This window comes from Mesorhizobium sp. P2_C7 (genome assembly GCF_056404515.1).
On record NZ_JBFUDW010000015.1, the window covers coordinates 81,396 to 107,243 of the forward strand.

General features: G+C 62.1%; 25 protein-coding genes and 1 tRNA gene. 11 read left to right on the plus strand and 15 right to left on the minus strand.

What is annotated here, in order from left to right:
- Entirely contained in the window at positions 1 to 912 is a 912-nt protein-coding gene (locus AC1D2G_RS26815; protein WP_477417784.1) for a LysR substrate-binding domain-containing protein, read from the minus strand.
- Between the two features lie 104 nt (positions 913 to 1,016).
- Here AC1D2G_RS26815 and AC1D2G_RS26820 point away from each other — a divergent pair, with 104 nt between their 5' ends.
- The 5 genes from AC1D2G_RS26820 to AC1D2G_RS26840 all read left to right on the plus strand — a co-directional run bounded on the left by AC1D2G_RS26820 (position 1,017) and on the right by AC1D2G_RS26840 (position 4,158).
- Positions 1,017 to 1,178: a hypothetical protein gene (locus AC1D2G_RS26820; RefSeq protein ID WP_477306230.1), complete on the plus strand. Its 162-nt coding sequence runs from the start codon at positions 1,017 to 1,019 to the stop codon at positions 1,176 to 1,178.
- Between the two features lie 69 nt (positions 1,179 to 1,247).
- Positions 1,248 to 1,856 (plus strand): class I SAM-dependent DNA methyltransferase, encoded by a 609-nt coding sequence (locus AC1D2G_RS26825; protein ID WP_477417786.1) that lies wholly within the window; start codon positions 1,248 to 1,250, stop codon positions 1,854 to 1,856.
- Positions 1,857 to 2,002: 146 nt separating this feature from the next.
- Positions 2,003 to 2,974 carry a DUF3592 domain-containing protein gene (locus AC1D2G_RS26830; RefSeq protein WP_477417788.1) on the plus strand — a complete coding sequence of 324 codons (972 nt, stop codon included), beginning with the start codon at positions 2,003 to 2,005 and terminating at the stop codon, positions 2,972 to 2,974.
- Between the two features lie 43 nt (positions 2,975 to 3,017).
- Positions 3,018 to 3,539, plus strand: a complete 522-nt coding sequence (locus tag AC1D2G_RS26835) for a hypothetical protein (protein WP_477417790.1) — start codon at positions 3,018 to 3,020, stop codon at positions 3,537 to 3,539.
- 121 nt (positions 3,540 to 3,660) lie between these two features.
- Complete coding sequence (locus tag AC1D2G_RS26840; RefSeq protein ID WP_477417792.1) at positions 3,661 to 4,158, plus strand: hypothetical protein; 498 nt, start codon at positions 3,661 to 3,663, stop codon at positions 4,156 to 4,158.
- Positions 4,159 to 4,474: 316 nt separating this feature from the next.
- Here the strand turns inward: AC1D2G_RS26840 and AC1D2G_RS26845 are convergent, their stop codons facing one another.
- The 6 genes from AC1D2G_RS26845 to AC1D2G_RS26870 all read right to left on the minus strand — a co-directional run bounded on the left by AC1D2G_RS26845 (position 4,475) and on the right by AC1D2G_RS26870 (position 12,375).
- Positions 4,475 to 8,257: a vitamin B12-dependent ribonucleotide reductase gene (locus tag AC1D2G_RS26845; protein ID WP_477417794.1), complete on the minus strand. Its 3,783-nt coding sequence runs from the start codon at positions 8,255 to 8,257 to the stop codon at positions 4,475 to 4,477.
- Positions 8,258 to 8,852: 595 nt separating this feature from the next.
- Positions 8,853 to 9,164, minus strand: coding sequence for a PilZ domain-containing protein (locus AC1D2G_RS26850; RefSeq protein WP_477228531.1), 312 nt, complete (start codon positions 9,162 to 9,164; stop codon positions 8,853 to 8,855).
- Between the two features lie 121 nt (positions 9,165 to 9,285).
- The gene (locus tag AC1D2G_RS26855; protein ID WP_477228605.1) at positions 9,286 to 9,774 is read right to left on the minus strand and encodes an NUDIX hydrolase; all 489 of its coding nucleotides are present in this window, start codon (positions 9,772 to 9,774) and stop codon (positions 9,286 to 9,288) included.
- A gap of 211 nt (positions 9,775 to 9,985) precedes the next feature.
- Positions 9,986 to 10,486: a xanthine phosphoribosyltransferase gene (gpt, locus tag AC1D2G_RS26860; RefSeq protein WP_006200882.1), complete on the minus strand. Its 501-nt coding sequence runs from the start codon at positions 10,484 to 10,486 to the stop codon at positions 9,986 to 9,988.
- A gap of 214 nt (positions 10,487 to 10,700) precedes the next feature.
- Positions 10,701 to 11,534, minus strand: coding sequence for a universal stress protein (locus AC1D2G_RS26865; RefSeq protein ID WP_457153476.1), 834 nt, complete (start codon positions 11,532 to 11,534; stop codon positions 10,701 to 10,703).
- Positions 11,535 to 11,631: 97 nt separating this feature from the next.
- Positions 11,632 to 12,375, minus strand: a complete 744-nt coding sequence (locus AC1D2G_RS26870; protein WP_457153475.1) for a competence/damage-inducible protein A — start codon at positions 12,373 to 12,375, stop codon at positions 11,632 to 11,634.
- Positions 12,376 to 12,558: 183 nt separating this feature from the next.
- Between AC1D2G_RS26870 and AC1D2G_RS26875 the strand changes: the two genes are divergently transcribed.
- Both AC1D2G_RS26875 and AC1D2G_RS26880 read left to right on the plus strand, forming a co-directional pair.
- Positions 12,559 to 13,602 (plus strand): alpha/beta fold hydrolase, encoded by a 1,044-nt coding sequence (locus AC1D2G_RS26875; protein WP_477417796.1) that lies wholly within the window; start codon positions 12,559 to 12,561, stop codon positions 13,600 to 13,602.
- Between the two features lie 53 nt (positions 13,603 to 13,655).
- Positions 13,656 to 13,940: a hypothetical protein gene (locus tag AC1D2G_RS26880; RefSeq protein ID WP_477417798.1), complete on the plus strand. Its 285-nt coding sequence runs from the start codon at positions 13,656 to 13,658 to the stop codon at positions 13,938 to 13,940.
- 159 nt (positions 13,941 to 14,099) lie between these two features.
- Here the strand turns inward: AC1D2G_RS26880 and AC1D2G_RS26885 are convergent, their stop codons facing one another.
- From AC1D2G_RS26885 to AC1D2G_RS26900, 4 genes are all read right to left on the minus strand, one after another.
- Positions 14,100 to 14,339 carry a DUF2188 domain-containing protein gene (locus tag AC1D2G_RS26885; RefSeq protein WP_095090749.1) on the minus strand — a complete coding sequence of 80 codons (240 nt, stop codon included), beginning with the start codon at positions 14,337 to 14,339 and terminating at the stop codon, positions 14,100 to 14,102.
- 29 nt (positions 14,340 to 14,368) lie between these two features.
- Positions 14,369 to 14,647 carry a DUF982 domain-containing protein gene (locus AC1D2G_RS26890; protein WP_477228526.1) on the minus strand — a complete coding sequence of 93 codons (279 nt, stop codon included), beginning with the start codon at positions 14,645 to 14,647 and terminating at the stop codon, positions 14,369 to 14,371.
- A 152-nt stretch (positions 14,648 to 14,799) separates the two neighbouring features.
- On the minus strand, positions 14,800 to 15,117 hold the full coding sequence (locus tag AC1D2G_RS26895) for an SH3 domain-containing protein (RefSeq protein WP_095090747.1): 318 nt from the start codon (positions 15,115 to 15,117) through the stop codon (positions 14,800 to 14,802).
- A gap of 131 nt (positions 15,118 to 15,248) precedes the next feature.
- A complete protein-coding gene (locus tag AC1D2G_RS26900; RefSeq protein ID WP_477228524.1) occupies positions 15,249 to 16,352 on the minus strand; it encodes an NADH:flavin oxidoreductase/NADH oxidase in 1,104 nt (367 codons plus the stop codon).
- 155 nt (positions 16,353 to 16,507) lie between these two features.
- On the opposite strand from AC1D2G_RS26900, the gene AC1D2G_RS26905 reads away from it, so the two are divergent.
- Both AC1D2G_RS26905 and AC1D2G_RS26910 read left to right on the plus strand, forming a co-directional pair.
- A complete protein-coding gene (locus AC1D2G_RS26905; protein WP_477228523.1) occupies positions 16,508 to 17,086 on the plus strand; it encodes an NUDIX domain-containing protein in 579 nt (192 codons plus the stop codon).
- Positions 17,087 to 19,183: 2,097 nt separating this feature from the next.
- Positions 19,184 to 19,462 (plus strand): hypothetical protein, encoded by a 279-nt coding sequence (locus AC1D2G_RS26910; RefSeq protein ID WP_477417800.1) that lies wholly within the window; start codon positions 19,184 to 19,186, stop codon positions 19,460 to 19,462.
- A 139-nt stretch (positions 19,463 to 19,601) separates the two neighbouring features.
- On the opposite strand, the gene AC1D2G_RS26915 is transcribed toward AC1D2G_RS26910, so the two are convergent.
- The 3 genes from AC1D2G_RS26915 to AC1D2G_RS26925 form a co-directional block, all read right to left on the minus strand.
- Positions 19,602 to 19,687, minus strand: a tRNA-Leu gene (locus AC1D2G_RS26915).
- Between the two features lie 414 nt (positions 19,688 to 20,101).
- Complete coding sequence (locus tag AC1D2G_RS26920; protein WP_477417802.1) at positions 20,102 to 20,749, minus strand: hypothetical protein; 648 nt, start codon at positions 20,747 to 20,749, stop codon at positions 20,102 to 20,104.
- Positions 20,750 to 21,476: 727 nt separating this feature from the next.
- Complete coding sequence (locus AC1D2G_RS26925; protein WP_457153912.1) at positions 21,477 to 22,142, minus strand: outer membrane protein; 666 nt, start codon at positions 22,140 to 22,142, stop codon at positions 21,477 to 21,479.
- Positions 22,143 to 22,388: 246 nt separating this feature from the next.
- On the opposite strand from AC1D2G_RS26925, the gene AC1D2G_RS26930 reads away from it, so the two are divergent.
- Together AC1D2G_RS26930 and ade are read left to right on the plus strand one after the other, a co-directional pair.
- Entirely contained in the window at positions 22,389 to 22,703 is a 315-nt protein-coding gene (locus AC1D2G_RS26930; RefSeq protein WP_477417804.1) for a SecDF P1 head subdomain-containing protein, read from the plus strand.
- A gap of 105 nt (positions 22,704 to 22,808) precedes the next feature.
- Entirely contained in the window at positions 22,809 to 24,626 is a 1,818-nt protein-coding gene (gene ade / locus AC1D2G_RS26935; RefSeq protein ID WP_477417806.1) for an adenine deaminase, read from the plus strand.
- 24 nt (positions 24,627 to 24,650) lie between these two features.
- Here the strand turns inward: ade and AC1D2G_RS26940 are convergent, their stop codons facing one another.
- Complete coding sequence (locus tag AC1D2G_RS26940) at positions 24,651 to 25,814, minus strand: alpha/beta hydrolase (protein ID WP_477417808.1); 1,164 nt, start codon at positions 25,812 to 25,814, stop codon at positions 24,651 to 24,653.
- Between the last annotated feature and the right edge of the window lie 34 nt (positions 25,815 to 25,848).

Genomic DNA, 25,848 nt, shown 5'->3' on the forward strand with positions numbered 1-25,848 from the left:
TCAGGCCCGGCGTACTTCGCGCTCGCGTATGTCAGCCGTCTGGGCCAGCACCCAGTCCCGGAACACCTTGATCTTCGGCGTGTTGCGGCGGCTTTCCAGGTGCACGAGCCAATAGCCGTCGCCATCTGATCCCAGCACTTCAAATGGCTGTATCAACTGGCCCTTCGCCAGCAGGGCGCTGTAGATGTTGCGGGTCAGGATCGCGGCGCCCTGGTCGGTCAGCGCCGCCATTGCATCGTAAGCCTGCGAACCCAAGTTCGGTCCGGCCATGACGCGATCGGGCTCGAAGGGTACGCCGGCTGTTTCGAACCAGATTTTCCACCAGGGATCGTCGGCACAGCACAGCGCCACCTTGTAGAGATCCTCGGGGTGGCGAATGCCGCCCACGCTCTCGGCCAGTTTCGGGCTGAGCATTGGCGTATAGTCTGCTTTGAACAGGTAATGAGCCGTCAGGCCGGGCCATTTTCCGGTGCCGGTTCTGATCCCGATATCCATGTCCTCGCGTGTGAAATCGACCAGCCGGGACGATGTATTCACCTTCACGGCGAGATCGGGATGCATCAGCTGGAATGTTCCGAGCCACACGGCCAGCCAGTTCGATGCGAATGTTTCCGAGGTTGTGACGGACAGCACGCCAGTCGCTCCACCCTTCGTGGCGACCCACGCGTCGGCCAGGGCCGAGAATGCGCCCGTTGCGTGCGGCGCCAATTGCTGTCCGGCTTCGGTCAAAGCGACCTGCCTTGTTTTTCTTATGAAAAGCGGCGTTCCGGCGCGCTCTTCCAGCACCTTGATCTGATAGCTGGCCGCCGACTGTGTCATGCCGAGTTCCTCGGCCGCCTTGGTGAAACTGCCCAGCCGCGCCGCGGCTTCAAAGACGCGAATGGCACCCAGTGGTGGTAGCTCCCAACTCATGACGCATCAATCCTCCTGATGCATGCTACGCGACGTTCGATTGGAAGCCAAGGCCGCGAACAGGCATACTCTGGTCATCAACTCGAACCCGAAAGGACACGGCAATGACCCTCTACAACACACTTCGTCGTCCGGTGCTCGACCTCTTCACCGCTCCGTTCAGACCCCGCACGCGCGGCGTGCTCGACCAGCGTGCGCTGTCGGATCATTTCCTGCGTGATATCGGCGTGCTCGACGGACACGCCTCTGCCGGCAGCACCCGCTGACTCGCGTGCCCCGCTGACTTGCGTGCCCCGCTGACTTGCGTGCATTGACTGGTGCAACAGGAGGAAAAGATGAGCGTATCTGCAGAGGCCCTGGCGAAGAGCCGTCAGACGATCTCCTCCTATGAGGATTATGCGGAACAGTATGATGCAATCGTGCGCCACGTTCCCAACCCGAGAGAGCAAGCAGCGCTAAAGCGCCTCGTGGCGATCGCCGGCACAGGCGGCCAGATTCTGGAAGTCGGGTCGGGAGCGGGATACGACGCCGACTTTCTGGAGGCCTTGGGCGCTAGGGTTCGGCGCACCGACGCGACAAGGCGGTTTCTTGAGCTGCAGGCCGCGCGCGGCAAGCACGGTGAACTGCTCGATCTCATCACCGATGATCTCCGCGGCCCCTACGACGCAGTCTTGGCCCTGTGCGTCCTGATCCATGTGCCTCGCGACCAGACCGACCAGGTCCTTGCCAAGATAGCCGGGTCGCTGCGGCCAGGCGGCGCCTTCCTCGTGTCGATGCGTAATGGCGATGGCGAGACGGGCGGCGAATATCACACGGTCTACTGGCGCAGGGACGACTTCGCCGCCCGCATCGAAGCCGCTGGGCTGGTCCTTATCAGGGACGACTTCAACATCGGCCGCAACAACGAAGAGTGGAACACGTTCCTGGCTGTGAGGCCGTCATGAAGGGACCTTTTCCCTTCTCCCACAAAGGGGAGAAGGAGAGGGGCGAGCGTTACGCCCCATCGCTCATCTCTCGCCTTTGCGAATAAGCGAGACATTGCCGCCGCAGTGCTGTCTAGTGTCTGTTCCTGCGCTCCGGGGGGATCAGGGTGGAGCTGGAACTCAAATTTCTGCTTGTCGGCTTTGCCTGCGCGGTCTCCGGCATGCTGTCGCTCATCACCTTCGTGAAATGGCGTGAGGTGCAGACCCTCAGCCGCTGGTTGCCGACGCCGGGAAAGATCATCTCGTCACGCGTCGAGGCGCGTGAGGTCAGAAGCTCGGGCGCTGGCTCGGACAGCACCGATACCACGGAGATGCGCAATTTCCCGGCCATCACCTTCGAATACAAAGTCGGCGGCAAGAAATTTCAAAGCTCGCGCTACAGCGTGAAGGAGAACTTGGGGAACTTTGAAGTCCCCGAAACCCTTGCGCAGTTTCCCCGCGGCGCGGAGGTGACCGTCTTCTACAATCCAGCCGACCCGAGCAAAGCCGTAATCGAGCGCACCATGCCGGATGGTGCCTTCAAGTTCATGGTCCAGCTCTCGGCCGGTTTGGTGATCGGCACGGCGGTTCTGGTGTTTTCCGTCGGCGGCGTGCTCGAGGCGATCCGGCCGCATCTGCCCAAACCGCAAAACCTCGGTGCCGCGGCATTGCTGCTGTTTATGGGCCTGTTCGTCCTGCGCATGGGCTTTGCCCAGAAGTCGCTTGCCGAGCAGGCGGCAAAATGGCCGGTCGCCGCCGGCCGCATCGATGCGTCAGGTCTACAGGCGCTGCGAAGCCATTCAAGCTATCAACGCTGGCGCACCGTTTTCAAATCTCGCATCGTCTACAGCTATGGCGTCGCCGGCCAGCGCTACAGCGCCGACCGCGTCACCTTCGGCGCCACGGTCACGGCTTCGCTGCCCGGCCTCGTCGGTGGCCAGGCGCGTCGCTATGTCGAGGGCAGCAAGGTCGACGTGCACTATGATCCCGCCAACCCCGGCTCGGCCGTGCTCGAATGCCGGGTGCGCGGGCTCTGGCTGCTGTGGGTCTGTTCGGCAGGATTTCTCGGCGGCGCTGCCTTTCTGGTCGGGCTGCTGTGAGGACAGGTTTTTGGCTGTCACCACGCTTTCCCAGAGACATTTGATGATCATCCGCAAACTGGCCTTCGCGTTCCTGGGCCTGCTCGGCCCGCCGCAGACGGCGAGCGCCGGGGAATGTCTGCTGAGCCATGCCACCTATCGGGAACCGCGCTCGGGCGCGGTCATGCAATTTCGGCCGCTCGCCAACGAGCCGGCGGCGCTGACGGCGCAGGTGTTCTCGCTGAGCGTGCCCAACGCCGACAAAAACCTGCCGGCCGACATCACCTGGACCAACGGCAAGAATTCGTTTCCGCTCGGCACCATCCGCCACACCTGCACCGACGACGACCGCGAAGCCGGCCTGCAGGATGGCAGCGGCCTGTGCAGGATATGGGATGGACAGGTCTATGCCTTGACCGGCGGCGGCGCCGAGCAGTTGAATTCGAGCGAAGCGACACCGGCGCCGAAGGGGCTTCTGCTGCCCGATTTCGGCGCCGCTTTCACCGAATGGGCCGATTTCGCCAATGCCAATCCCAATGGCTCGGCATGGGACGCCTTTACTTTGACAGGATGCAGCGATGAATAGCGCCATGAGATCGATCACCCGGGCCTGCGCCCTGTTTGCATGCGTGACGGTATCCGCCGTGGCACGTGCGGACGAGCCGGCTCCGTCGCGCCCGCCCATCGACAAATGCGTCTGGGAGAAGTTGACGGACAAAACTGTCGGGCTTGCCGCCTGGGTGCAGCGTTGCGATTTCGGCTTCCGCCAGATCCATTTCGAATTCACCGGCAACGCTCTCGCCATCAAATACAGCGATGGCGGCGCGGCCGATCCTCTTGTCGAGTTGTATGACATCAAGCCCGGCGAAACCGCAGAGGCTGCACTGCAGCGCCTGTTCCAGGAAAAGACCGACAAGGCCGTCAGCGCCCGCTGCGTGCTGGCGCCTTACACGGAGGGAGCGGTGCCCGCCGGCGTCAAACGCTACACATTCAGCCCCGACGCCGCCTACGCAAGAGAGCTGGAAGCGAAGGCCGATCCCAACGAAGTCCCCGATCCACCCTGCGGCGATCGGGGCGAAATGCCTGATGGCATCCAGTATTTCGAGGTGCCGAAGGGCGCTGCGCACAAGGTGCTGTTTGTCCGCATCGGCCAGGACGAACCGTTGTTCGATGAGCAGACATTGCGGGTGTTGCCGTCGGGGTAGGGAGTGTGATCCGGATTGGGCGGGCGACTCTCCCCTTCTCCCCTTGTGGGAGAAGGTGGATCGGCGCGCAGCGTCGAGACGGATGAGGGGTGCTGGAAGAAACTGGGCGTTATAAAATATCGAATGATTTTAAATCTTTACGGCTTGGGCGCGGTGACCCTTCCAGCACCCCTCATCCGACCGAGCTTCGCTCGGCCACCTTCTCCCACAAGGGGAGAAGGGGAGACTCACCTGATCGCTACTCTTAAAATATTTCGGCCCGATCTTACGACCGGGCCGACAACGTTACGTTTTAGACTAGCGCCTCAGAATTTCCTCAGCTGCACCCGCTCGTCGCGCCGCACGTATCGCACTTCTCGCAAGTCCCGTTCCGCACCATCGTAAAGTTCTGGCATTCGGAGCAGGAATTGCCGGTGTAGCCCTGGAGCAGCGACTTGGCGCGGCGGTCGTTGGCGAGTTTCTTTGCCTCGGCCGCTTCATTGGCCGCGGCGTCGGTGAACAGTGCCGCCGTGGCGTCCGAAGCAGCGCCCGCCGCTTCCTCGAAAGCGATGTCCTCGGCCAATTCCTTCGCCCGTTCCTCATAGTCGCGCTTGTACGCGACCGCCTCGTCGGTGGCCGGCTTCAGCGCCAGCACGTTGGAGCCGGAGAAGGCGGTCGGCGCTGAGCGGGTAGGGGCGCCCGAGGGAGCCGCGAAGCCCTTCGGATCGTTGCCGCTCACCCGCGACACCAGCTTCACCGGCGAGGCGCCACGGGTCAGGCCCTTGGAGACAGCGTCGGTCTTGCCTTCGCTGATGCCGCGGCCAAGTGCGGTGTTTGAAAAGTCCGACTGGTCGACATGGGCGAGGTCGTTGCGGCCGAGATAAGAAATCGCGAGTTCCCGGAACACGTAGTCGAGGATCGACGTCGCGCTCTTGATCGCATCATTGCCTTGCACCATGCCGGCCGGCTCGAACTTGGTGAAGGTGAAGGCGTGCACATATTCGTCGAGCGGCACGCCATATTGCAGGCCGAGCGAGATGGCGATGGCGAAGTTGTTGAGAAGGCCACGCAGCGTCGCGCCTTCCTTGTTCATGTCGATGAAGATTTCGCCGAGACGGCCATCGTCATATTCGCCGGTGCGCAGGAAGATGGTGTTGCCACCGATCTTGGCCTTTTGCGTGTAGCCCTTGCGGCGGCCGGGCAGCTTTTCCTGCTCGCGCGACACGCGCTCGATGATGCGCTCGACGATCCGCTCGGTGATCTGTGCGGCGCGCGCCGCCGCCGGGGCGGCGATCAGCTGTTCGATCGCCTCGTCCTCGTCGTCCTCGCCATCGGCGAGCAGCGAGGCGTTGAGCGGCTGCGAGAGCTTCGAGCCGTCGCGGTAGAGCGCGTTGGCCTTCAGCGCCAGCTTCCACGACAGCATGTAGGCGCCCTTGGCGTCTTCCACCGTCGCGTCGTTCGGCATGTTGATGGTCTTGGAGATGGCGCCGGAGATGAAGGGCTGTGCCGCCGCCATCATCTGGATGTGGCTATTGATCGACAGCGAGCGCTTGCCGATCTTGCCGCACGGGCTGGCGCAGTCGAACACGGCGAGGTGTTCGGCCTTGAGGAAGGGCGCGCCTTCCAAGGTCATCGCACCGCAGACATGGATGTTGGCGGCCTCGATGTCCTTCCTGGAGAAGCCCAGCGCCGGCAGCATCTCGAATGAGAAGTCATTGAGCTGCTCGTCGGTGAAGCCAAACGTCTCCTTCACCCAGTCGGCGCCGAGCGTCCATTGGTTGAAGACGAACTTGATGTCGAAGGCCGACTTCAAGGCTGCGTTGAGCGCCGCGATCTTGTCGTCCGTGAACCCCTTCGCCTTGAGCGCGCCGGGATTGATCGCGGGGGCCTGGTTGAGATTGCCGTGGCCGACCGCATAGGCCTCCATCTCGCCGATCTGGGCTTCGGAGTAGCTGAGCGTACGCAGCGCTTCCGGCACGGCGCGGTTGATGATCTTGAAGTAGCCGCCGCCGGCCAGCTTCTTGAACTTCACCAGCGCGAAATCGGGCTCGATGCCGGTGGTGTCGCAATCCATGACCAGGCCGATCGTGCCGGTCGGCGCGATCACGGTTGCCTGCGCATTGCGGTAGCCGTGCTCCTCGCCGAGTTCGATGGCGCGGTCCCAGGCGGCCTTGGCGTGCAACGCAAGGTCCTGCTGCTTCAGGTCGGAAGCGACCAGCGGCACCGGGTTGACGGCGAGCTTCTCATAGCCCTGCTTCTCGCCATAGGCGGCACGGCGATGGTTGCGCATGACGCGCAGCATGTTCTGCGCGTTGCGGTCGTAATCGGCGAAGGCGCCGAGTTCGGCGGCCATCTCGGCCGAAGTGGCATAGGCCGTGCCGGTCATGATCGCGGTGAGCGCGGCGCAGATGGCGCGGCCCTCGTCGGAGTCGTAAGGGATGCCCGACGTCATCAGCAGGCCGCCGATATTGGCGTAGCCGAGACCGAGCGTGCGGTATTCGTAGGACTGCTTGGCGATCTCCTTCGACGGGAATTGCGCCATCATGACCGAGATTTCGAGAACGATGGTCCACAGCCGCACCGTATGCTCGTAGGCAGCGATGTCGATCGTGCCGTCGGCGTTGCGGTAGGGCAGGAGGTTGATCGAGGCCAGGTTGCAGGCCGTGTCGTCGAGGAACATGTATTCCGAGCACGGATTGGACGCCCGGATCGCACCGGCCGAAGCGCAGGTGTGCCAGTCGTTCATCGTCGTGTTGAAATGCAGGCCCGGATCGGCCGAAGCCCAGGCGGCGTAGCCGATCTTTTCCCACAGGTCCCGCGCCTTCAGCGTCTTCAACACCTTGCCGTCCTTGCGGGCGGTGAGGTGCCAGTCGGCATCGTCCTCGACAGCGCGCAGGAAATTGTCCTTCAGCGACACCGAATTGTTCGAGTTCTGGCCCGAAACCGTGAGATAGGCATCCGAATCCCAATCGGTGTCGTAGGTCTTGAACGACATCGACGTGTAGCCCTGCTTGGCGAACTGGATGACACGGTAGATGTAGTTCTCCGGCACAGCGGACTTCTTGGCCGCCTTGATCTCGCGCTTCAGCGCGGTGTTGATCGACGGGTCGAAGCAATCGTCGTCATGGCCTTCACAGTTGACGCAGGCCTTCATGATCGCTTCGAGGTGCTTCTTGACAATCTTGGAGCCGGTGACCAGCGAGGCGACCTTCTGCTCTTCATTGACCTTCCAGTCGATGAATTCCTCGATGTCCGGATGGTCGGCGTCGACAATGACCATTTTCGCGGCGCGGCGCGTCGTGCCGCCCGACTTGATGGCGCCCGCCGCGCGGTCGCCGATCTTGAGGAAGCTCATCAGGCCGGACGAGCGGCCGCCGCCTGACAGTTTTTCGCCTTCGCCGCGCAGCAGCGAGAAGTTGGAGCCGGTGCCGGAGCCGTATTTGAACAGGCGCGCTTCACGCACCCAAAGGTCCATGATGCCGCCCTCGTTGACGAGGTCGTCCTGCACGCCCTGGATGAAGCAGGCATGCGGCTGCGGATGCTCATAGGAGGATTTCGACTTGGTCAGCTTGCCGGTGAACGGGTCGACATAGAAGTGGCCCTGGCTTGGGCCGTCGATGCCATAGGCCCAGTGCAGGCCGGTATTGAACCATTGCGGCGAATTCGGCGCCACGCGCTGGGTGGCCAGCATGTAGGCAAGCTCGTCGCGGAAGGCGCGCGCGTCTTCCTCCGACGCCTTGAAGTAGCCGCCCTTCCAGCCCCAGTAGGTCCAGGTGCCGGCCAGCCGGTCGAAGACCTGGCGCGCGTCGATCTCGGAACCGTAGCGCTCGGCTTCCGGCAGCTTGGCAAGCTCGGCCTCATCGGCAACGGAGCGCCACAGGAAGGAGGGGACGTCGTTCTCCTCGATCTTCTTCAGCCGCGCAGGGACACCAGCCTTGCGGAAATACTTCTGCGCCAGGATGTCGGCGGCAACCTGGGAGAACTGCGCCGGCACATCGATATTGTCGAGACGGAACACCACCGAGCCATCCGGATTCTTGATCTCCGAAAGCGCCTTGCGGAATTCGATCTCCGCGTAAGCAGATTGCCCTTGCTTGGTGAAACGACGCTCGATGCGCATTGGTCCGATCCCTTTTGTCTATATATAGCGCTTTCGTCAGGGGATTTCTGCCCCCAATGCGAAACGCGCATGTCCGCCGCCTGCCGGCGTTCGAAAACGGCCGGCTCTCCATTTCGCAGTCTCCGCCGGCCTTGCTGGTCAAACTCCTTGCGAAGTGCCTGTCCAACGTGCTGACGAACCCCGCGGGTCCCTCAAAACTGATTTTTTTTCCGATTCCCTCACTCGAGGGAAGTTCACACTATCTAGCGTCGAACCTGCCTGCAAACACTAAATATAGTGTTAACAGACAATTTATTCCAGTCCGACAATTCTCCCTATTGTCCCCAACCGCCCCATAACCCCAACGCTTCCGCCGGCCTCGTAAACGGGCGGAAATGCGGGCAAAAACGCACATAATCCGGGAAAAAGACCGGGCTCAGAACTTTCCGGTCGCACTCTCAACAGGAGCGCATGGCCTATAAAAGGCGACTCGTTTTGCGCCGTCAAGGATTCGTTTGCGTAGCTTTTGTGACCCCAACATCTTGTGTGTCACATATGTGGATAACGGGGATAGAATTGCCGCGCGGCGACCACTTCGCCGCTGAATCACGAGGGATCAGCCGTAATGCATTTTCGGCTTTGGCTCGGTGCCGGTGAACTGCACCCCGACACGGTCCTTGCGGCGCCAGCGAACCTCGCACCGATAGGCGATGCCGTCGAGCGGCACGTAGAGAAGGAAGCGATCGGGAACCCGGGCCTCGAGCGGTATCTTCAATTCGGCGCCGCTGTCGTGCTGATTGCGCAGCGTGCAGCCGACCTCCGAGTTCTGAATCCCGGTGATGATCGTTCCACCCTTGAGCACGCGCGGACGATGCTCGCGCTTGGGCTCGCCGGGATCTTCCGGCAGTGGGTCTACAGGGTTCACCATCGATAACACGCCGAACGATTCTTATCCGTGAATGGTTAGCAAACCATTCATGACGTCGCATCGAAAACCGTGCCGGTGTGCCTGACAGGTGTGGACGGGGCCCTTGGCGCCGGACGTCCGATCAGGGAAATCTATGTGGGTCGGCGCAGAAATAGGCGATGATCTGGCAAAGGTCGGGTTCGTTGATCATGCGTACCGCGTCCTTGGAGTTGACCCATTTGCGGGTGCGCGAGTTTTTTTCCTTCCAGCGATCGGCGATCTTGTCGACGTGCAGCGGAAACACCAGGACTTCGCACGGCACTTCTTCGCCGGAAGCCAACACCTTGGCGTAGAAATAACGACCGGCCTCAAGGTGCGACACCGTTCCGCGCAGTCCGGCCTCCTCGCCGGCCTCGCGCGCGGCAGCCTCGCAGAGCGGCTCCCTGGCCTCCGGCCAGCCCTTGGGCAACACCCAGCGCCCGGTATCGCGGCTGGTGATCAGCATGACCTCGACGCCGTTGCCGGCATCCCGCCAGGGCAGGGCGGCAACCTGCAGGCGGCACGGCGCCGTGCCGAAGAGTCGCCGGACCCTTTCAGCCAGATGGTTGTGCGTCGTTGGCCTTGTCAACATCGGAGAAGCTAGCCCCAGCCTCCAGAATCGTTTTGCCGCCTCACGAATCTTACGGCCAATGGTCAGCAATAAAAGTAAAAACTTTGGATGCACTGGCCAATTTCCGCCAACAAAGGTCGAATTCACAGGAAATCGTACCCTGTGGGCCCATTCCGAAAGCAAATGGTACCCGGGAGTGGCTACAAATTTAGTAAAAACGCGCTGTCGCGAATCAGCCGGCGTGATCGTCGGCGATCGGCTTCTGATAGGTGAAGCCCATGTCCCACGGGAAATAGATCCAGGTGTCCTGGCTGACTTCGGTGACGAACGTATCGACCAGCGGCCTGCCTTTTGGCTTGGCGTAGACAGTGGCGAAATGCGCCTTCGGCATCATCGCGCGCACAATGCCCGCCGTCTTGCCGGTATCGGTCAGGTCGTCGATGATCAGCACGCCGGCGCCGTCATCGGCCAGCAGGGCGGGGGTGATCTCCTTGAGAACCTGCAACTGCCCCTGGCTGGTGTAGTCGTGATAGGAGGCGACGCAGACCGTCTCGATGACACGGATGCCGAGTTCGCGCGAGATGATGGCAGCCGGAACCAGCCCGCCGCGCGTGATGCAGACGATCGCTTTCCATTGCCCCTTGTTGGCACCCGCAAGCCGCCAGGCAAGCGCCCGGGCGTCACGATGGAACTGGTCCCAGGAGACTGGAAAGGCTTTTTCGGGAAGGGACATGTCGCGCACTCCGCAGCGCGCGGGGACCGCGCGCAAGAAAACAAGGGAATGCGCGCGGAATTAACTGGAAAGCCTTGGCCTTGGCAAGGGCAGGGCCAGCGATCGCTGTGGACTTAAAGCGCGTCGCGTTGAACGGATTCAAGCGACGCGCTTTAAGTTTTTGTTTTCTGCATGTCGTTCTCCCAAAACCAGGGTCACTTTTTGGCCACATGCACTAGCGCGACAGGAAGGCCGCCACCGGCGCCGTGCGCAGCACTGTGCGCGTCACGCCGCCGAACAGAAGCTGGCGCAGCCACGAATGGCTATAGGCGCCGAGCACCAGCAGATCCGCGCCGGTTTCCGCGATTCTGGTCTGGATGATATCGTCGATCGAATTGCCGCCCGATCTCTGCACCGAAACGCTGACGGTGGCGCCATGGCGCGACAGCGCGGACGCGATTTCGGCGCCGGCGGCTTCCGGGCTCTCGTCGAGCGAGTCTGGTGGGTCGATGACCAATATGTCGGTTTTCTCGGCTTCGATGATGAACGGCAGCGCGTCGAAGGCGGCGCGGGCGGCCTCCTTGCTGCCGTTCCAGGCGAGCAGCACATGCTTGAAGGTGGTGACCAGCGGGCCGGCGTGCGGCACCACCAGCACCGGCCGCCCGGCATCATAGACCAGCGTATCGACATCCGCGCTCGGGTCGCCGCCCGTCTCGCGCTGCGCGGCGATGATCAGATCGGCGGCGCGCACGCTGGAAATGCCGGTCAGCGCGCTGTCGCCCGAAAAGCTCTCCAGGCTTCGCCACTCGAAGGAAAGTCCGGAGTTCTCGATATGTCGGAGAAAAATGGCCTGTAGCTTCTCGGCCCGCTCCCGGTTCATGTCGGCCGAAACCTGCAGGAACTCGGTGTCCGGAAAGCCGGTGGCCGAGGTGTAGGGCACCGGAAGCGTTTCGGCGTGGATACCGGTCAGATGGCTCTGGAACCGGTTGGCGAGCGGAACGGCGCAGTCCAGCACGCGCTCGGCGTCCTGTTCGTTTTGCAAAATGGCGACGATGGTCTTGAATCGCATGGTAATCCCCTCAGTTTACAAGCGATAGAATTGCGGCCGATCGAACTCGCCAGAAGGAAACGTCGCAGCGTCGTGCTTGGTTCCGGTCTGGACCAGATCAGCCGGGATTGCTGGCGAACCCGGCCACCATTGCCTCGACATCGGCACGCGCTGCGTCAAGCGCTTCCTGGCTGCGGGCGCGCACGACCAGTTCGGTCCAGAATTTGCCATCGCCATATTTCGGATAGGAGCCGATGATCGTGTCCGGATGCGCTTTCTGGATGTCGCCCAGCGGTCCGCCGATGAGGCCTTCGCCGAATGGGCAGTGCACGCTCGCCGACAGCATCCGGGTGCCGGCCTTCAGCGTTGGCACGACATTGTCGAGCATCGCCTGGAAGATCGACGGGACACCGGCCATGACATGGACGTTGCCGATACGGAAGCCGGGCGCAACGGACACCGGGTTGTCGATGAGATCGGCGCCGCGCGGCATCCGCGCCATGCGTTTGCGGGCCTCGGTGTATTCGATGCCGCGCGCGGCATAGCTTGCCTCGAGCATGGCATAGGCCTTGGCATCGTATTCGCAAGGCACGCCGAAGGCCTTGGATATCGAATCGGCCGTGATGTCGTCATGTGTCGGGCCAATGCCGCCGGTGGTGAACACATAGGTGTAGCGTGCGCGCACGGCATTGACCGCCGCGACGATCTCGTCTTCCTCGTCCGGAACGATGCGCACTTCCTTCAGGTCGATGCCGATCGCCGTCATGATATCGGCGAGATGGCCGATGTTCTTGTCCTTGGTGCGGCCGGACAGGATCTCGTCACCGATGACGAGCATGGCGGCGGTTACGATTTCGGGCATGGAAGGCTCCGGCAAGACGAGTCGCCTCAGATAGCGCGGCGCGGCAGCAGCCGCAATGCCGGCTGGGCGGCGAACAATCTGTATCGATATGCGAGATATCCATCGAACCGGGCCGGTTTCGATGCAAGGTTGCAGCGGCACCGGATGCGGCTAAGCTCAAGCCGGTTCTGGTGCGGGTGAACAATGCTCCTGTCGATTCTGTCATGGCTGCTGGCCGGACTGTTGTTGCTGGCGGTCCTGGGGATCACAAGCCTGGTGCTGGCGACGCTGTGGATCGCGGCCAAGGCCGAAAGGCTGGTGCCGCCGGTCGGAAAATTCATCGAGGTAGACGGCAACCGCATCCACTATGTCGACCAGGGCGAGGGGCTGCCGATCGTGTTCCTGCACGGGCTTGGCGCCCAGCTCCACCATTTCCGGCACACTCTGTTCGGGCGGCTAGGTGCGGGCTACCGGCTGTTCGGGCGGCTAGGTGCGGGCTACCGGTTGATCGCGCTCGATCGACCGGGAGCGGGCTATTCGGTGCGGGCGAGCGGCGCAACGGGGCGGCTGCCCGAACAGGCCGAGATCGTGCGACGCTTCATTGAAGCTCTCAGGCTGGAAAAGCCGTTGGTGGTCGGTCATTCCCTGGGAGGTGCCATCGCGCTGACCCTGGCGGTGGAACATCCCGAGGCGATTTCCGGCATCGCTCTCCTGGCGCCATTGACCCATATGGAAGCGGGCGGGCGCGAAAAGTTCGGCTCACTCTATATTCCGTCACGCCTGTGGCGCTGGATCATGAGCTATACGGTGGCGATACCGACAAGCCTCAGATATGCGCGGCCGACAATGGAATTCATCTTCGCGCCGCAGGTCCTGCCCGGCGATTACATGGTCGGAGGCGGCGGCTGGCTCGGGCTCAGGCCGGCCCATTTCTACGCCATGTCATCCGATGTCGTGGCGATTGAGCGCGACCTTGGCCGCATCGAGAAGCGTTATGGCGAGATCGCCATGCCGGCCGGCATTCTCTTCGGCGATGCCGATCGCGTCACCACCTTTCACACCCAGGGTGCGCCGATGAGGTCAAGGATCGAGGGGCTCGATTTCGAATTGGTCGAGGGCATGGGGCACATGCCGCAATTCGTCGCGCCGGAGCGGATCGTCGCCTTCATCGAGCGCGTCGCCAATCGAGCCTTCGCCGGTCGGGCATCACCGCCGGCTCACGACAATTTCACTGAACCATCAGGCTGACTGCCGGTTTTACCCGTGTCGCACCCAAGGCGGCAAAGACACGGAGCAATTCAATGGTCACGAAACTTCTGGCAGCATCCGTCCTGACGATTGGTCTTGCCACATCGGCAATGGCACAGTCGTTGGACAGCACCTATTCCAACAATCACGACTGGTGGCCGTTCGGCAATGGAAACCATACAAGCGTCGATACCACCACCACCGGAAGCATCAACAGCGACCGCTCAGGATTGAACACCCTGGGCAATACCGGCCCGATCGGCCCTTGTGCCTCCGACACCGCCGGTCCCGATGCGAATGCCCAAGGAAACGTGAACGATCAGTATTGCGGCAAATAGTCGGAGCACGAGCCCGAAAACCGAGTAATCGGTTTTCGGAAAAGATCTCGCTCAAAAGACAAAACCCGCAGGGCAACCGCCGGCTGCGGGACGTCTTCTCTCCAGACGTCTGCGGTCGGCGCCGTGCCTGCCCGATTACTGAGACCAGGATACAAGAATTTACTCGGAGACTTCTGTCTGCGGGCGGTCCCGGCCGTCGGCCAGTTCGTCGTGCCATTTGCCTTCGGCGTCCTCGTACTGGATGCCGTCCGTAGCCCCGGCCACCTGTTGCTCGGCCGAAGCGATTTCGGCGGCGCGCAGCGCGTCCTGATGCGTGGGAAACGTCTCCGAGAAGGTCGCACCGACCTTATAGGCCCAGCCGCCGTCATGCTCGACGATCTTGTAAGTCAGCTTCGCCATCAAAACCTCCAGTTGAAAGGTCCGTCTGCTCAATGCAGCCGGCCGTCGGGCAGTCTGTCGTCGGGCACCAGCACTTCCGATTCCTTGGCGGCTTCAATCAGTGCCCGGCGCGCATCTGCTGTCGAACGATAACCTTCCAGCACTTTGAGGCAAGTGTCGAGGGCATCACGATGGCGCGGACCGCGATTGAGCGGCCAAACGGTCATCAGGCACTCCGCCGCTTCCTGGGCGCTGCGGATATGGCGATATTTGCCGACGTGGCCAAGTTCGACGACGACCGGCACTTCAAAAGGTTTGTTGTCCATCATGGCCGCAACGCAAAGCAGCCAATTTGGTTGCAACCATGTCCTTCAGCCTGCGCCCAAAAGTCGCGTCGCGTTTGCGACACGCTCTAGGTCAGTGTTTGACGCATGTCGTCATTCCAAACCGGATCCACTTTTGGGTGACATGCTCGGGCGTCTCAGTAGCCGCAATCGTTGCGCAACCAGCGTGCATTTGCCCATCCGGTCCTGCCGCCGATCTCGACCTGATACCAGTTGCCGCGGCGGTCGAAGATCTCGGTGTGATCGCCATTGAACAGCTGGCCGATCATCCGCGATGACGAGTTCGGCCGTGTCCGCACGGCAAGAAAGCCGCTGCCGGTCGCCAAATTGTAGCGGCCGGACAGGCCGTGCACCGTGCCCTCGCAATATTGCGCGCTGGCCGGTGTCGACGCGCCGATCCAAAGTCCGGCCACAGCTGTCAGTGCTGCAACAGGCAAGAATGCCCTGAACGACATGATTTCCTCCCAAGCCTGACCGCGCCCGCCGCAGCCTCACCCAAGGTAACAGTTCGCGGACAGAATTGAAGCCAAGCCGTGGCAAACTGTCCAGAACTGCGGGCCGCGCCGGGATCAGGAGAACCGATCGATCAGCCCGCCGCCTTCATCCAGTGCTGCATCGTCGTCACCGAACGGGCAAGCTGCGGCGCCGGGTGGATTGTCTCGCTGAACGTGGCCGCCGCACGCCATCCCCAGCGCGGATCGGCCAGGAAGGCGCGCGCCAGCGCCACGATGTCGGCGCGGCCCTCGGCGACGATCGCTTCGGCCTGCTTCGGGTCGTCGATCAGGCCAACCGCGCGGGTCGCAATGCCGGCGCCCTTGCGCACGGCTTCCGCCAGATGCACCTGGTAGCCCGGTCCGGTGGGCAGTTTCTGCAACGGTGAATTGCCGCCGCTCGAGCAGCAGAGATAGGCGACGCCGACATCCTTGAGGGCTTTTGCCACTTCGATCGCATCCTCGATGTCGAAGCCGCCGTCGACCCAGTCCTTTACCGACAGCCGCGCGCCGAGCATCAGATTTGGCGTTGCCTTCCGCACTGCCTTGGCGATCTCGACGGCAAAACGCATGCGGTTTTCCAGCGAGCCGCCCCAGCGGTCCGTGCGCTGGTTGGACAGTGGCGACAGGAACTGGAAGATCAGATAGCCGTGTGCCGCGTGCAGTTCGAGGAAATCGAAGCCGGCGCGTTCGGCACGTCTTGCCGCCTCGGCGAAGCGTTCGATGAGCTGCAGGATTTCTTCTTCCTCCAGCGCTCGCGGCACGTTCCAGCCGGTGTCGTAGGCGATGGCCGAGGCCGACACCGTCTGCCAGGGATCCTCGTTTGGCTGCAGCGGCCCGCCGCCCTCCCACGGCTTGCGGTTGGAGGCCTTGCGGCCCGCATGGGCAAGCTGCGTGCCGAACTTCGTGCCGGGAGCGGCGACGCGTCTGGCCGCATCCAGTGTGCGGCGGGCGGCCGCCTCATTGTCTTCGGAATAAAGGCCGAGGCAGCCATGCGTGATACGCCCGCGCCGTTCGACATCGGTCATCTCGACCGTGACCATGCCGGCGCCGGACATGGCAAGGTTCATCCAGTGGTAGAGGTGCCAGTCGCTGGCCGAGCCGTCTTCGGCGGAATATTGGCACATCGGCGCGACGGCGATGCGATTGGGGAAGGTGAGGCCGTCAAGGGTGATTGGCTGAAAAAGCGATGCGGTCATGAGAAAGGGCTCCGGGAGGGGTAAACCGCTATCTAGGTAGTGGATCGAAGACGCGCCAGACACGAGAAGGTGACACGCCCTTTTTGGACCGATTGCCTGCATTGCGCAAATGCCGGTTCGCGGCTACGCCTCGACTGGGTAGCATGGAGACCACGATGGAAGATCGCATTCGCATCCGTTCGGAGGAAATCCTCTCGGACGACTGGGCTGTCCTGAAGAAGACCGTCCTCGACTACCGCCGGCGTGACGGACAGTGGGAAACGCAGATCCGCCAGACCTATGATCGCGGCGACGGCGCGGTGATCCTGCCTTACGATCCCTCGCGCTCGACCGTGCTTCTGGTGCGCCAGTTCCGCTATCCCGCCTACGTCACCGGTCATCGCGAGCCGCTGATCGAGGCCTGTGCCGGCCTGTTGGACGAAAACGATCCGGAAACCTGCATCCGCAAGGAGGCCGAGGAAGAATTGGGCTACCGGCTGCAGAACGTGGAACGGCTGTTTTCACCCTATATGAGCCCGGGCAGCGTCACCGAACGGCTCTGGTTCTTCGTCGCCCGCTATTCGCCTGCCGACCGCATCTCGGCCGGCGGCGGCGCGCCGGAAGAGGGCGAGGACATCGAAGTGCTGGAAATGCCGCTCGACGAGGCGCTGGCCGGTATTGCCGATGGCCGCATCATCGACGCCAAGACCATCATCCTCATCCAGCATCTGAAGCTGAATCCGATTCCTGCTTGATCGATTTCTCGCGTTGCATCCTGTCGCCAGGCGGGCTCTCGGATCGATGGCCGAATAAGGACGTTGGCCGTGGATATTCAGCGTTCGCGCGCCCGGCGCGCGGAGGCCGGCCCGGGGCCGCGCATATAGTGAAGTTCTGGCCGGTAGCGCGGTGCGACGAATTCGCGAAAGGCCGATGTCAACCGAGTGATCAAGGCCAAGCGTGCCATGACCCAATCCAGGTAAGACGCCGCCGCAGGAGGCTGTTCGTTTTCGAATTTTGGCTGTGCTATCCACATGACGGCAAAGTCCGTGACGTTGAAGCCGACGCCGATACGGTCTCACGTGATGGACCGCTTGAACAAAAGACCGAATCGGATTGGATCGCCGTCAGAAATTCCCATGACATCTCGGACGACAAGAGGGCTACCGCCAGGGCCGTGACCAGGAACACTGCGGGAAGGCCGAACAGAAGCTTGCGCGACATCATTGTCCCAACCTCACACGCCGGTGTCGATGTGGAACAGCGTCTTGCGCCCGGCATGTCTGAAACTGTCGGAGCAAGAACCGTGCCACGCCTGCGCCCACGCGCGATTCCGGCCGGACCAATCCTTGCCCACGGCCTCCCAAGCTGACGCACGCAGATGTCCCGTAATGGGTCACTTGCGCTTGGCACCAGATTTGCAGTGTCAGCAATGCCGGGTGTTGGGGCCGGCATTGGGGTGGGTGGGGGCCTCGCCGCTTCGCAAATGGAGCGGCGAGGCTTTTCGTTCAGCCATCAGCCTTCATGCGGCTCGACAGCCGATCGGGGTGACGAGAGGCCGCCGAGCCTAACCGGCTTGGGGCTTCTTGTTGGGGCAAGCCGGCTGAAGCCAACCCTAATATTAGCTACCCTGCAACAGAAGCCTGTTCGGACGTTTTCCCCTGCTATTGGCCGCTGTGCTGCAAGTCCACAAAGCTGGATGTTCAAGCGCTGATCGACTGGCTCGGCCGGATCGCGAGTCGATGCATTGGGAAACTGGTGCGGGACGTGTTTGACGATATCGGAGAGTGGCGCGGAGCCTGCATTTTTGCCGTTTGGATCATACCGACTTTGCGGTGGACACGACCCGGGCGGGGCGGCCCAGCGGCCTGGTTGCTAGTTGTGACCGGCAGCTAGGCGGCTGGGCCTGACCGGCGGGGCGGGTTGGGGCGGCGCCGGCTGGCGACGATATATATGCCACTGCTAATATAAGGGGAACACACCCATATGAACGAAGGAAGTAGCAAAAGGTGGAGCACAAACCGGCCGCAATCTAGATGGTGAGCGTTTTCGAGAAGCCGCATTGGCGGACCGTGCTGGACCACCAGAGACAGGGCCAAAGCGATGGCGGCAAGGGAGATCGGCGACAAGGTGAGGGTCGAGGAGATCGCGCCGAAGGTGATGCGTTGACGGGAGTGGATTTTTGCCGGGGCGGCCCAGCGACTTGCTAGGGGACTAGCAGCGGTGGCCGCTGGGCCTAACCAGTCCGGGCTCGAGGAGGCGCTGTGCTGGCTGACCCGAAGCATGCGCCCGCGCTAATGCGAGAGCCAGAGCGCATCCGCATGAAGGGCTACCACCGAAAGGTTGAAGCGCGCCGCTGCCGACGGAGTGTGAGGGACGAACCCCGAATGCAAGATGGCTCTATGAGGTACACCCGGATGAGGTACAGCCGCGCCTCACATGGCGAGCCTTTTGACCGGCTCACGGAACAAGAGAGCGGGGATCCGGTTTCAGGGGGATGGGAGGAACTGGACATGCCAAGCAAAGTCAAGGACCCGCCACCGAAGCCTGACACGAAGAAGACACTCCGTCGTCCTGACAAGGAAGCATCGCCGGAGCCTGAACATGTCGATCCGCCACCGCGAGACGTGCGAGAGGCCCCGGCACCAAATCCAAATGGCGACAAGAAGTCCTGATCGCAGGGGCGCGACGAAGGGCCCGCCGCCCGACCGGTGGCGGGCTTCTCCATTGAGCGTTTATTTTCAACATGGCAATCGAACCCGCACGATCAAAGCGCAAGGGATTTTAAGTCCTTTGAGGCTTTGCGCGTTGCTGGTAGGCTGCCAAAGCGGCAAGTAAAGGGAAGGGGAATGCTTATGATCAGTTGCAGTTCGTTCTTTCGCGCGGTCGCCATCTGTGGCGTGCTCGCGATCTCTTCGGTGGCCGGCGACGGCTTTGACGGCATTTTGGGCTTTCGCATGGTCAACTCGGCGGAAGCAAAGACGGTCGTGATCCAGAGGACGACCATCTACATCACGACCCTGCCCAAAGGATGCGTGAAGACCACCTACAGCGGTGGCGCCGTGGTCTGGAAATGCGGGACGAAGTATTACCAGCCCTACAAGGGCCGCTACGTGCTGGTTTATATCAAGTAAGGGCGCTCGCCTCACCGCAGAGGCCCCGAACAGCCTTTTCGCTAAGCCGCTGGCGTGACACTGCGCGCCGGCAGCCGTTCGGCTGCGGTCCCTGGTTCGTCCGAGGGAGCCTTTTGCCTGGAGGCGCGTGAGCCAAGAGTGGTGCGGACGACGGGAATCGAACCCGTACGATCAGAGATCGAGGGATTTTAAGTCCCTTGCGTCTACCAATTCCGCCACGTCCGCAGGCCGCGATTACAAGCACTTAAGCGAACATAGGTCCAGCCATTCAAGCCCGCTTGGCACCGGATTGGCACTGAAAGGCCGGATTACTGTTCTGCGCCCATTCTCATTGCGGTTTCAATCGCCGCTGCAACACCTTCGTCCGACTGTGTGAACAGATGGGCGTGGACTGACAGCGTGACCACAGGTGACGCATGCCCTAGGCGACGGCTGATTGCAACCACATCGAGCCCACTGGCGATCAGTGCGGGAGCTGGGGTGTAAGGTCGTGCAACCGCATTTTGGCTGGGCATACGCCACGTTCCCAAGCAAAGACGAGTGCGAAGCCGGAAACGAGCACGGCGGCGACGTGCTGGACGAGCCGCACGGGTGCAGACGAGCCATCACTCGGCCGGACCGTAGCAACCGATCAGCGGCTCACGATGAAGGTCGATAATACCGCGTGGATCGAGGATGGCGAACAGGACGCTGGGGAGATGCCCGAGGAATGCCGGACGGTGGACGGAATCTGAGTTTCGACCCGGTTTGAGACATTCCCGCTGTCCCTGGTGGCGGGTTTCTCACCGGTGCCCACATCCCTCCGGTGAAGCTGTCCGAATCGGCGATCTGCAAAACGTTAAGCGGGTCCGAATCGTACTTAGCGCCGAACCAACCTTCATATTCAATGCGGATCCAAAACTGGGCTTGCGGTTTCCAAAAGCTTCGCCGCGGATCGCTGTGTGTCATCCCAAATGAGCAGGTCGTCTTATCGCCGTTTTGGAGGAGTGGAATTTCCGTCGACTGAGTGAAACACGCCAGCCACCGCTTTTTGGCATCCTCATTGGCACCGACTCCGAGCGCCGCTTTGAGGCCGGCCTGGTCGTGAACGATCAGGCGGATATTTTTCGCGGGAATTGATCCAGAGTTCAGCACCACGAGATTGTAGGCGATCCCATCGTTCCCGCCGCTGTGAGTTTTAACCGCGGCCGTTACGATCGGGCGAAATTGTCGCCTCCAGAAGAAGACGGACATGCCAAGTGCAACCAGAGATACGGCCAGAGCGGCAAGCGCTAATAAGGTGTCCAAGTTCGTTCTCCTTCTCGTCTTGGCCCGCCTGGCTAACGACGGCGGGCCTCTTCAAGGCGGAAACACGAGGTACATCCCTCGTGGCACTTGAACAAATCTTGGTCAACCTCTCCCCTGGTCAACCAGCTTTGAGCGTTCCCCTGAAGCGGGCCGCTCCCGATGGAGTGCAGGGAAGAACGCGAAATGCAAGATGGCTCTATGAGGTACAGCCGGATGAGGTACACCGCGCCGCCAACGGCCCGCCTCAAGGTGGCGGGCTTTTGATTTGGCACCGCAATTGGCACCGGAAGAGCAGGGAAGGGTAGGGATTGATAGATATGTCGGGCTCAGGTCGCGCCTGCAAAGCCCGGAAAACAAGGCCGGCCAAGACTGCGAAGGACGCGTCTGGATGGGCTAGCTCGCATCTAAGATCCCTTGCCTCTACCAATTCTACCACATCCGCAGGCCGGCCTTTTTCAGATGTCAGGATGCGGGCCGTCCAGTCGTGTTCCTGGTCAAGTCTGAATACGGAAGCCAGACCGGGCGGTTTGAACAGAATGGTGCGATCACGGAATTATGCGCGCCGGAGGTACTGGTATGATACTACTCGGCGGATCAAACCCGCCCAGGCCGGCGCTTCTCAGCCCAACCCATCACCCCGCCCAACTGGGGGCGTCGGCCGCCCCTTCCACCAGAGAGCTTCTTAAGCCACAGCCTTGGCCGGGTCGCGCCAGGCCGCTGGCGAGGCTCAGAACTTGTAGCTCAAATTTATACCCACCGTGTTCAGCTTCACATCCTGGTCGCGGTCGGTGAAATCGCCGGACGCGTCAAAATGCTCCGAGCCGAAATCATAGTAGCGATACTGGGCGCCGACGACGAACTTGTCGGTCAGCGCGTAGTCGACGCCGGCACCCACTGCCCAGCCGACACTCGTGCGTGAGCTGTCGAACGCCGTGCCTGTCGCTTGCGACGTTTCGATGCCGGCAAAGGCGATGCCGCCGATGCCATAGACCAGCAGCCGGTCCATTGCGTAGCCGGCCTTGGCGTTGATTGATCCGAACCATTTGACGTCGGTGCCGAAAGTGTTTCCCGGCTCCGCCTCGGTCGAGCCGTCGACCGAGGAATAGTTGAGGTCGGCCTCGGCGCCGATCACTGCCTGGTCGAACTGCCACAGGCCGGCGATATGGCCGCCGACAAAACCGCCGTCGATATCGGGCGAGACGGAAAATGGCTCGCCCCCCGTCCCGTTGATATCGGACTGGCCCCAGCCATATCCAGCCTGCAGGCCGGCGTAGTAGCCGGTCCAGTCGAAGCCGGGCGCGGTCATCGGGACGTCGACGGTGGGGTCGGCTGCGGAAGCCGGCACGGCCAGGGCAGCGAGAAAACCGGCAGTTGCGACCATCAGGCGACGCACATCGAACTCCCCGAAATGACGAATTCAGAAAGGCCCTTGTCGGAAGGGTAACCCGATTTACGACAAAACGGAATCCTATTCTGGCCGATACCGGTCGCAAGCCCGGTGCCGCCAGACCGGAGACAAGCGGCATTGGCGCGGCAGCGTCGCCGTGCAAGATCGGCGGTTTGGAGAAAATTCCCGATGCGCGTCCTGTTTCTCCCGATTGCTGCAACGGCCATCGGACTGCTCGCCTGAGGCCTCGCCATGGCCGAGCCATTGACGCTAACAATCGCCAAGGCCGTGGTGGTACCCGATCCGGCGCCAGGACAAGTGGCGCTCAACCTCAAGATGGCGCCGGACAGTGGGCGTGCATTCGCCGCTTTCACCAAGGCGAATGTCGGGAAGACGATTGATCTCAGCGTTGGCGGCAACGTCGTGATGTCGCCGCGGCTGGTCGAACCCATCCTCGGCGGCGAGGTCATGATCAACGGCAGGTTCGCCAAGGGCGAACTCAGGCGTCTCGCCGATCAAATTTCGGCCGGAAAGGCGAAAGTCACGGTCGACGTCAGCGCGCAGTAGCCTTGGTGAAAAGCCGGACGGCCTTTGTCATGGCGCAACAGGTCCCAGTTTGATGCTGGTCAAAACCACACCGGCTTGGCACAGTCGGGCAAACAGGAGTCTTTCATGGCCAAGAAGCCATCGGCGCATGCGACAAAACCCAAACCCTGGACCGAGATGGCAACGCAGCTGGTCGATGTCGCCATGGGCCGCAAACCCGCCGATCTCGTCATCCGCAACGGCCGCTGGGTGAACGTCCATTCTGGCGAGGTCATCGCCGGGACCGACATCGCCATTGCCGGCGGGCGCTTCGCCTATTGCGGGCCGAACGCCAGCCATGCCATCGGCCAGGGCACAAAGGTGGTCGACGCCGGCGGGCGCTATCTGGTTCCCGGCCTTTGCGACGCGCACATGCATGTCGAGAGCGGCATGGTGACGGTCACCGAGTTCTGCCGCGCCGTCATTCCGCACGGCACCACCTCGATGTTTATCGATCCGCACGAGATAGCCAATGTGCTGGGCCTGCCCGGCGTGCGGCTGATGCATGACGAAGCCGTCGCGATGCCGGTCAATGTGCATGTTCAGATGCCGTCCTGCGTGCCTTCGGCACCAGGGCTGGAACATGCCGGCGCCGAGCTGACGGTCGCCGATGTCGCCGAAGCGATGACTTGGGAAAACATCATCGGGCTGGGCGAAGTGATGAATTTCCCCGGCGTCGCCGCCAACGACCCGGTCATGTCTGGTGAGATCGCGGCGACCGTGAAAGCGGGGAAAACGGTTGGCGGACACTATGCCTCGCGCGATCTCGGCCTGCCGTTCCATGGCTATGTCGCTGGCGGGCCGGAAGACGACCACGAGGGTACGCGGGCCGAAGATGCCATTGCGCGTGTGCGCCAGGGCATGAAGGCGATGCTGCGGCTCGGCTCGGCCTGGTATGACGTCGCCTCGCAGATCAAGGCGGTGACCGAGAGCGGCATCGATCCGCGCAACTTCATCCTGTGCACGGACGACAGCCATTCCGGTACGCTGGTCCATGAAGGCCATATGGACCGGGTGGTGCGGCACGCCATCCAGCAAGGGTTGAAGCCTGTAACGGCAATCCAGATGGCGACGCTCAACACCGCCCAGCATTTCAAGCTCGAACGCGAGATCGGCTCGATCGCGCCGGGCCGGCTGGCCGACCTGCTGATCGTCTCGGATCTCTCGGCGATGACCATCGACGAGGTCTATGCGCGTGGCGTCAGGCTGGCCAAGGGCGGCAAGCTCGAAATCGACATTCCGGCCTATGACTACCCGAAGACGGCCAAGAACACCGTCAAGCTCGGCAAGAAACTCAAGGCCGGCGACTTCGACATCGCGGCTCCCAAGGGCGCCAACGAGGTCCGCGTGCGCGTCATTGGCGTCATCGAGAACCAGGCGCCGACGCGTGCACTGGAAGCGGATCTGCCGGTCGAGGACGGGCTGGTCGCCATGGATCGCCGCAACGATATCTGCCAGATCGCGCTGGTCGAGCGCCACAAGGGCACAGGCGGCGTCACCAACGCCTTCGTCTCCGGCTTCGGCTACATGGGCGATTGCGCCATGGCCTCCAGCGTGGCGCACGATTCGCACCACATCATCGTTGTCGGCACCAATAAGCAGGACATGGCGCTGGCCGTGAACCGACTGGGCGAGGTCGGCGGCGGCGTCGTGCTGTTCTCCAAGGGTAAGGAACTGGCGCTGGTCGAAATGCCGATCGCGGGGCTGATGTCGGACGAGCGGGCGGAAATCGTCGCCGCCAAGGCCGAGAAGCTGACCGAAGCGATGCGCAAGATGGGCTGTTCGTTGAACAACGCCTATATGCAGCACTCGCTGCTGGCACTGGTCGTCATTCCGGAACTGAGGATTTCCGACGTCGGGCTGATCGATGTGACGACGTTCCAGAAGGTCGATCTTTTCGTCTGAGATCAGCCGTCGGCGCTCGGCTGATCACCCGCCAGCGCCGACGGTCAGCACCTTGAACGGCGTGGTGATCACGACCTCGGCGACCGAGCCGACGGCCTTGCCTATACCTTGGCCGATGTCATCGAACCGCACCGCGTCGGGCTCGTCCGCTCGTAAAGCGGCCGGTGTGCGCAGCCGGTCGCCGAGCAGTTGCACCAGGATCGGGTTGTCGGCGAATTTGGCATGGTTCAAACGGTCGCCGCTCTTGGTCTTGGTCAGGTCCACCACGACCACGCCATAGCTGGCAAGGTCGGCGGCATTGCCGTAATCGCCAACGCGCGGCTTGTCGCCAGAGATTAGGGAAGACAGCTTGAGCGCGCGGTCGTCGCCCGAGAGCAGGATGGCGAACGGCTTGTCCGGCTTGCCGTAGCGGATCATCTGCTTCTTGAACACATCGACATCGATGTCCGGCGAGGCCAGGACGACATAGCCGAGCTTGCCGCCGAGATCGCGATCGCCGGTGATGGCGAGCTGCCGCAGCGCTTCCATCGTCACCCAGGTTCCCATCGAGTGAGCGATGATGTCGATGCTCTTGACCCGCGTCTTGGCCAGCATCCTGAGCGTCGCCTCGAGGTCGTCGCGCGCCGCGTTGGCGCTTTCCTTGTCGTAGATATAACCGGTCGTCTTGCCGCTTGACGCCCAGGAAAACACCACCGGAGTGCCGGGATATTTCGTGTCGTGGGCAATCTGCGTCAGCCGATAGATGCCGTCGTCGAAACCGTTGTTGAAGCCGTGCACGAAAACCAGCGCACGTCCGCCGCTCATGGCGATGTCGGCGCCGACCGCCTTGGCGAATTGCGGCGCGCCTTCATAGAAGGTCACGTCCTTGGCGGTGAAATCCTTGGCCGGATTGCTGTTTGCGGATCCCTTGACCCGCTCGATGGCGCCGAGCTGATGGCTTTTGGGAACGGTCACGTCGACCCGGGCAAAACTGGTGGTCAGCGAACGGTCGCCGTCGTAGACCTGTCGCGGGTTCTTTGTTGCCCTCTGCCGGGTGGTGGCAACGAAGATCTCATGCGTCGCAGCGATGTCGGAAGCGGGCACCGTGATCGTCGTCTTGTTGAGCAGATCATGGGTTTTCTGGCCGGCACAGCCGGTGACAGCGAGCGCGAATGCGACGACAAGGTAGCTCTTCGAACGCACGGTCACACGCCGGCTCCGCAAAGGGGGACGTCAAACGCAT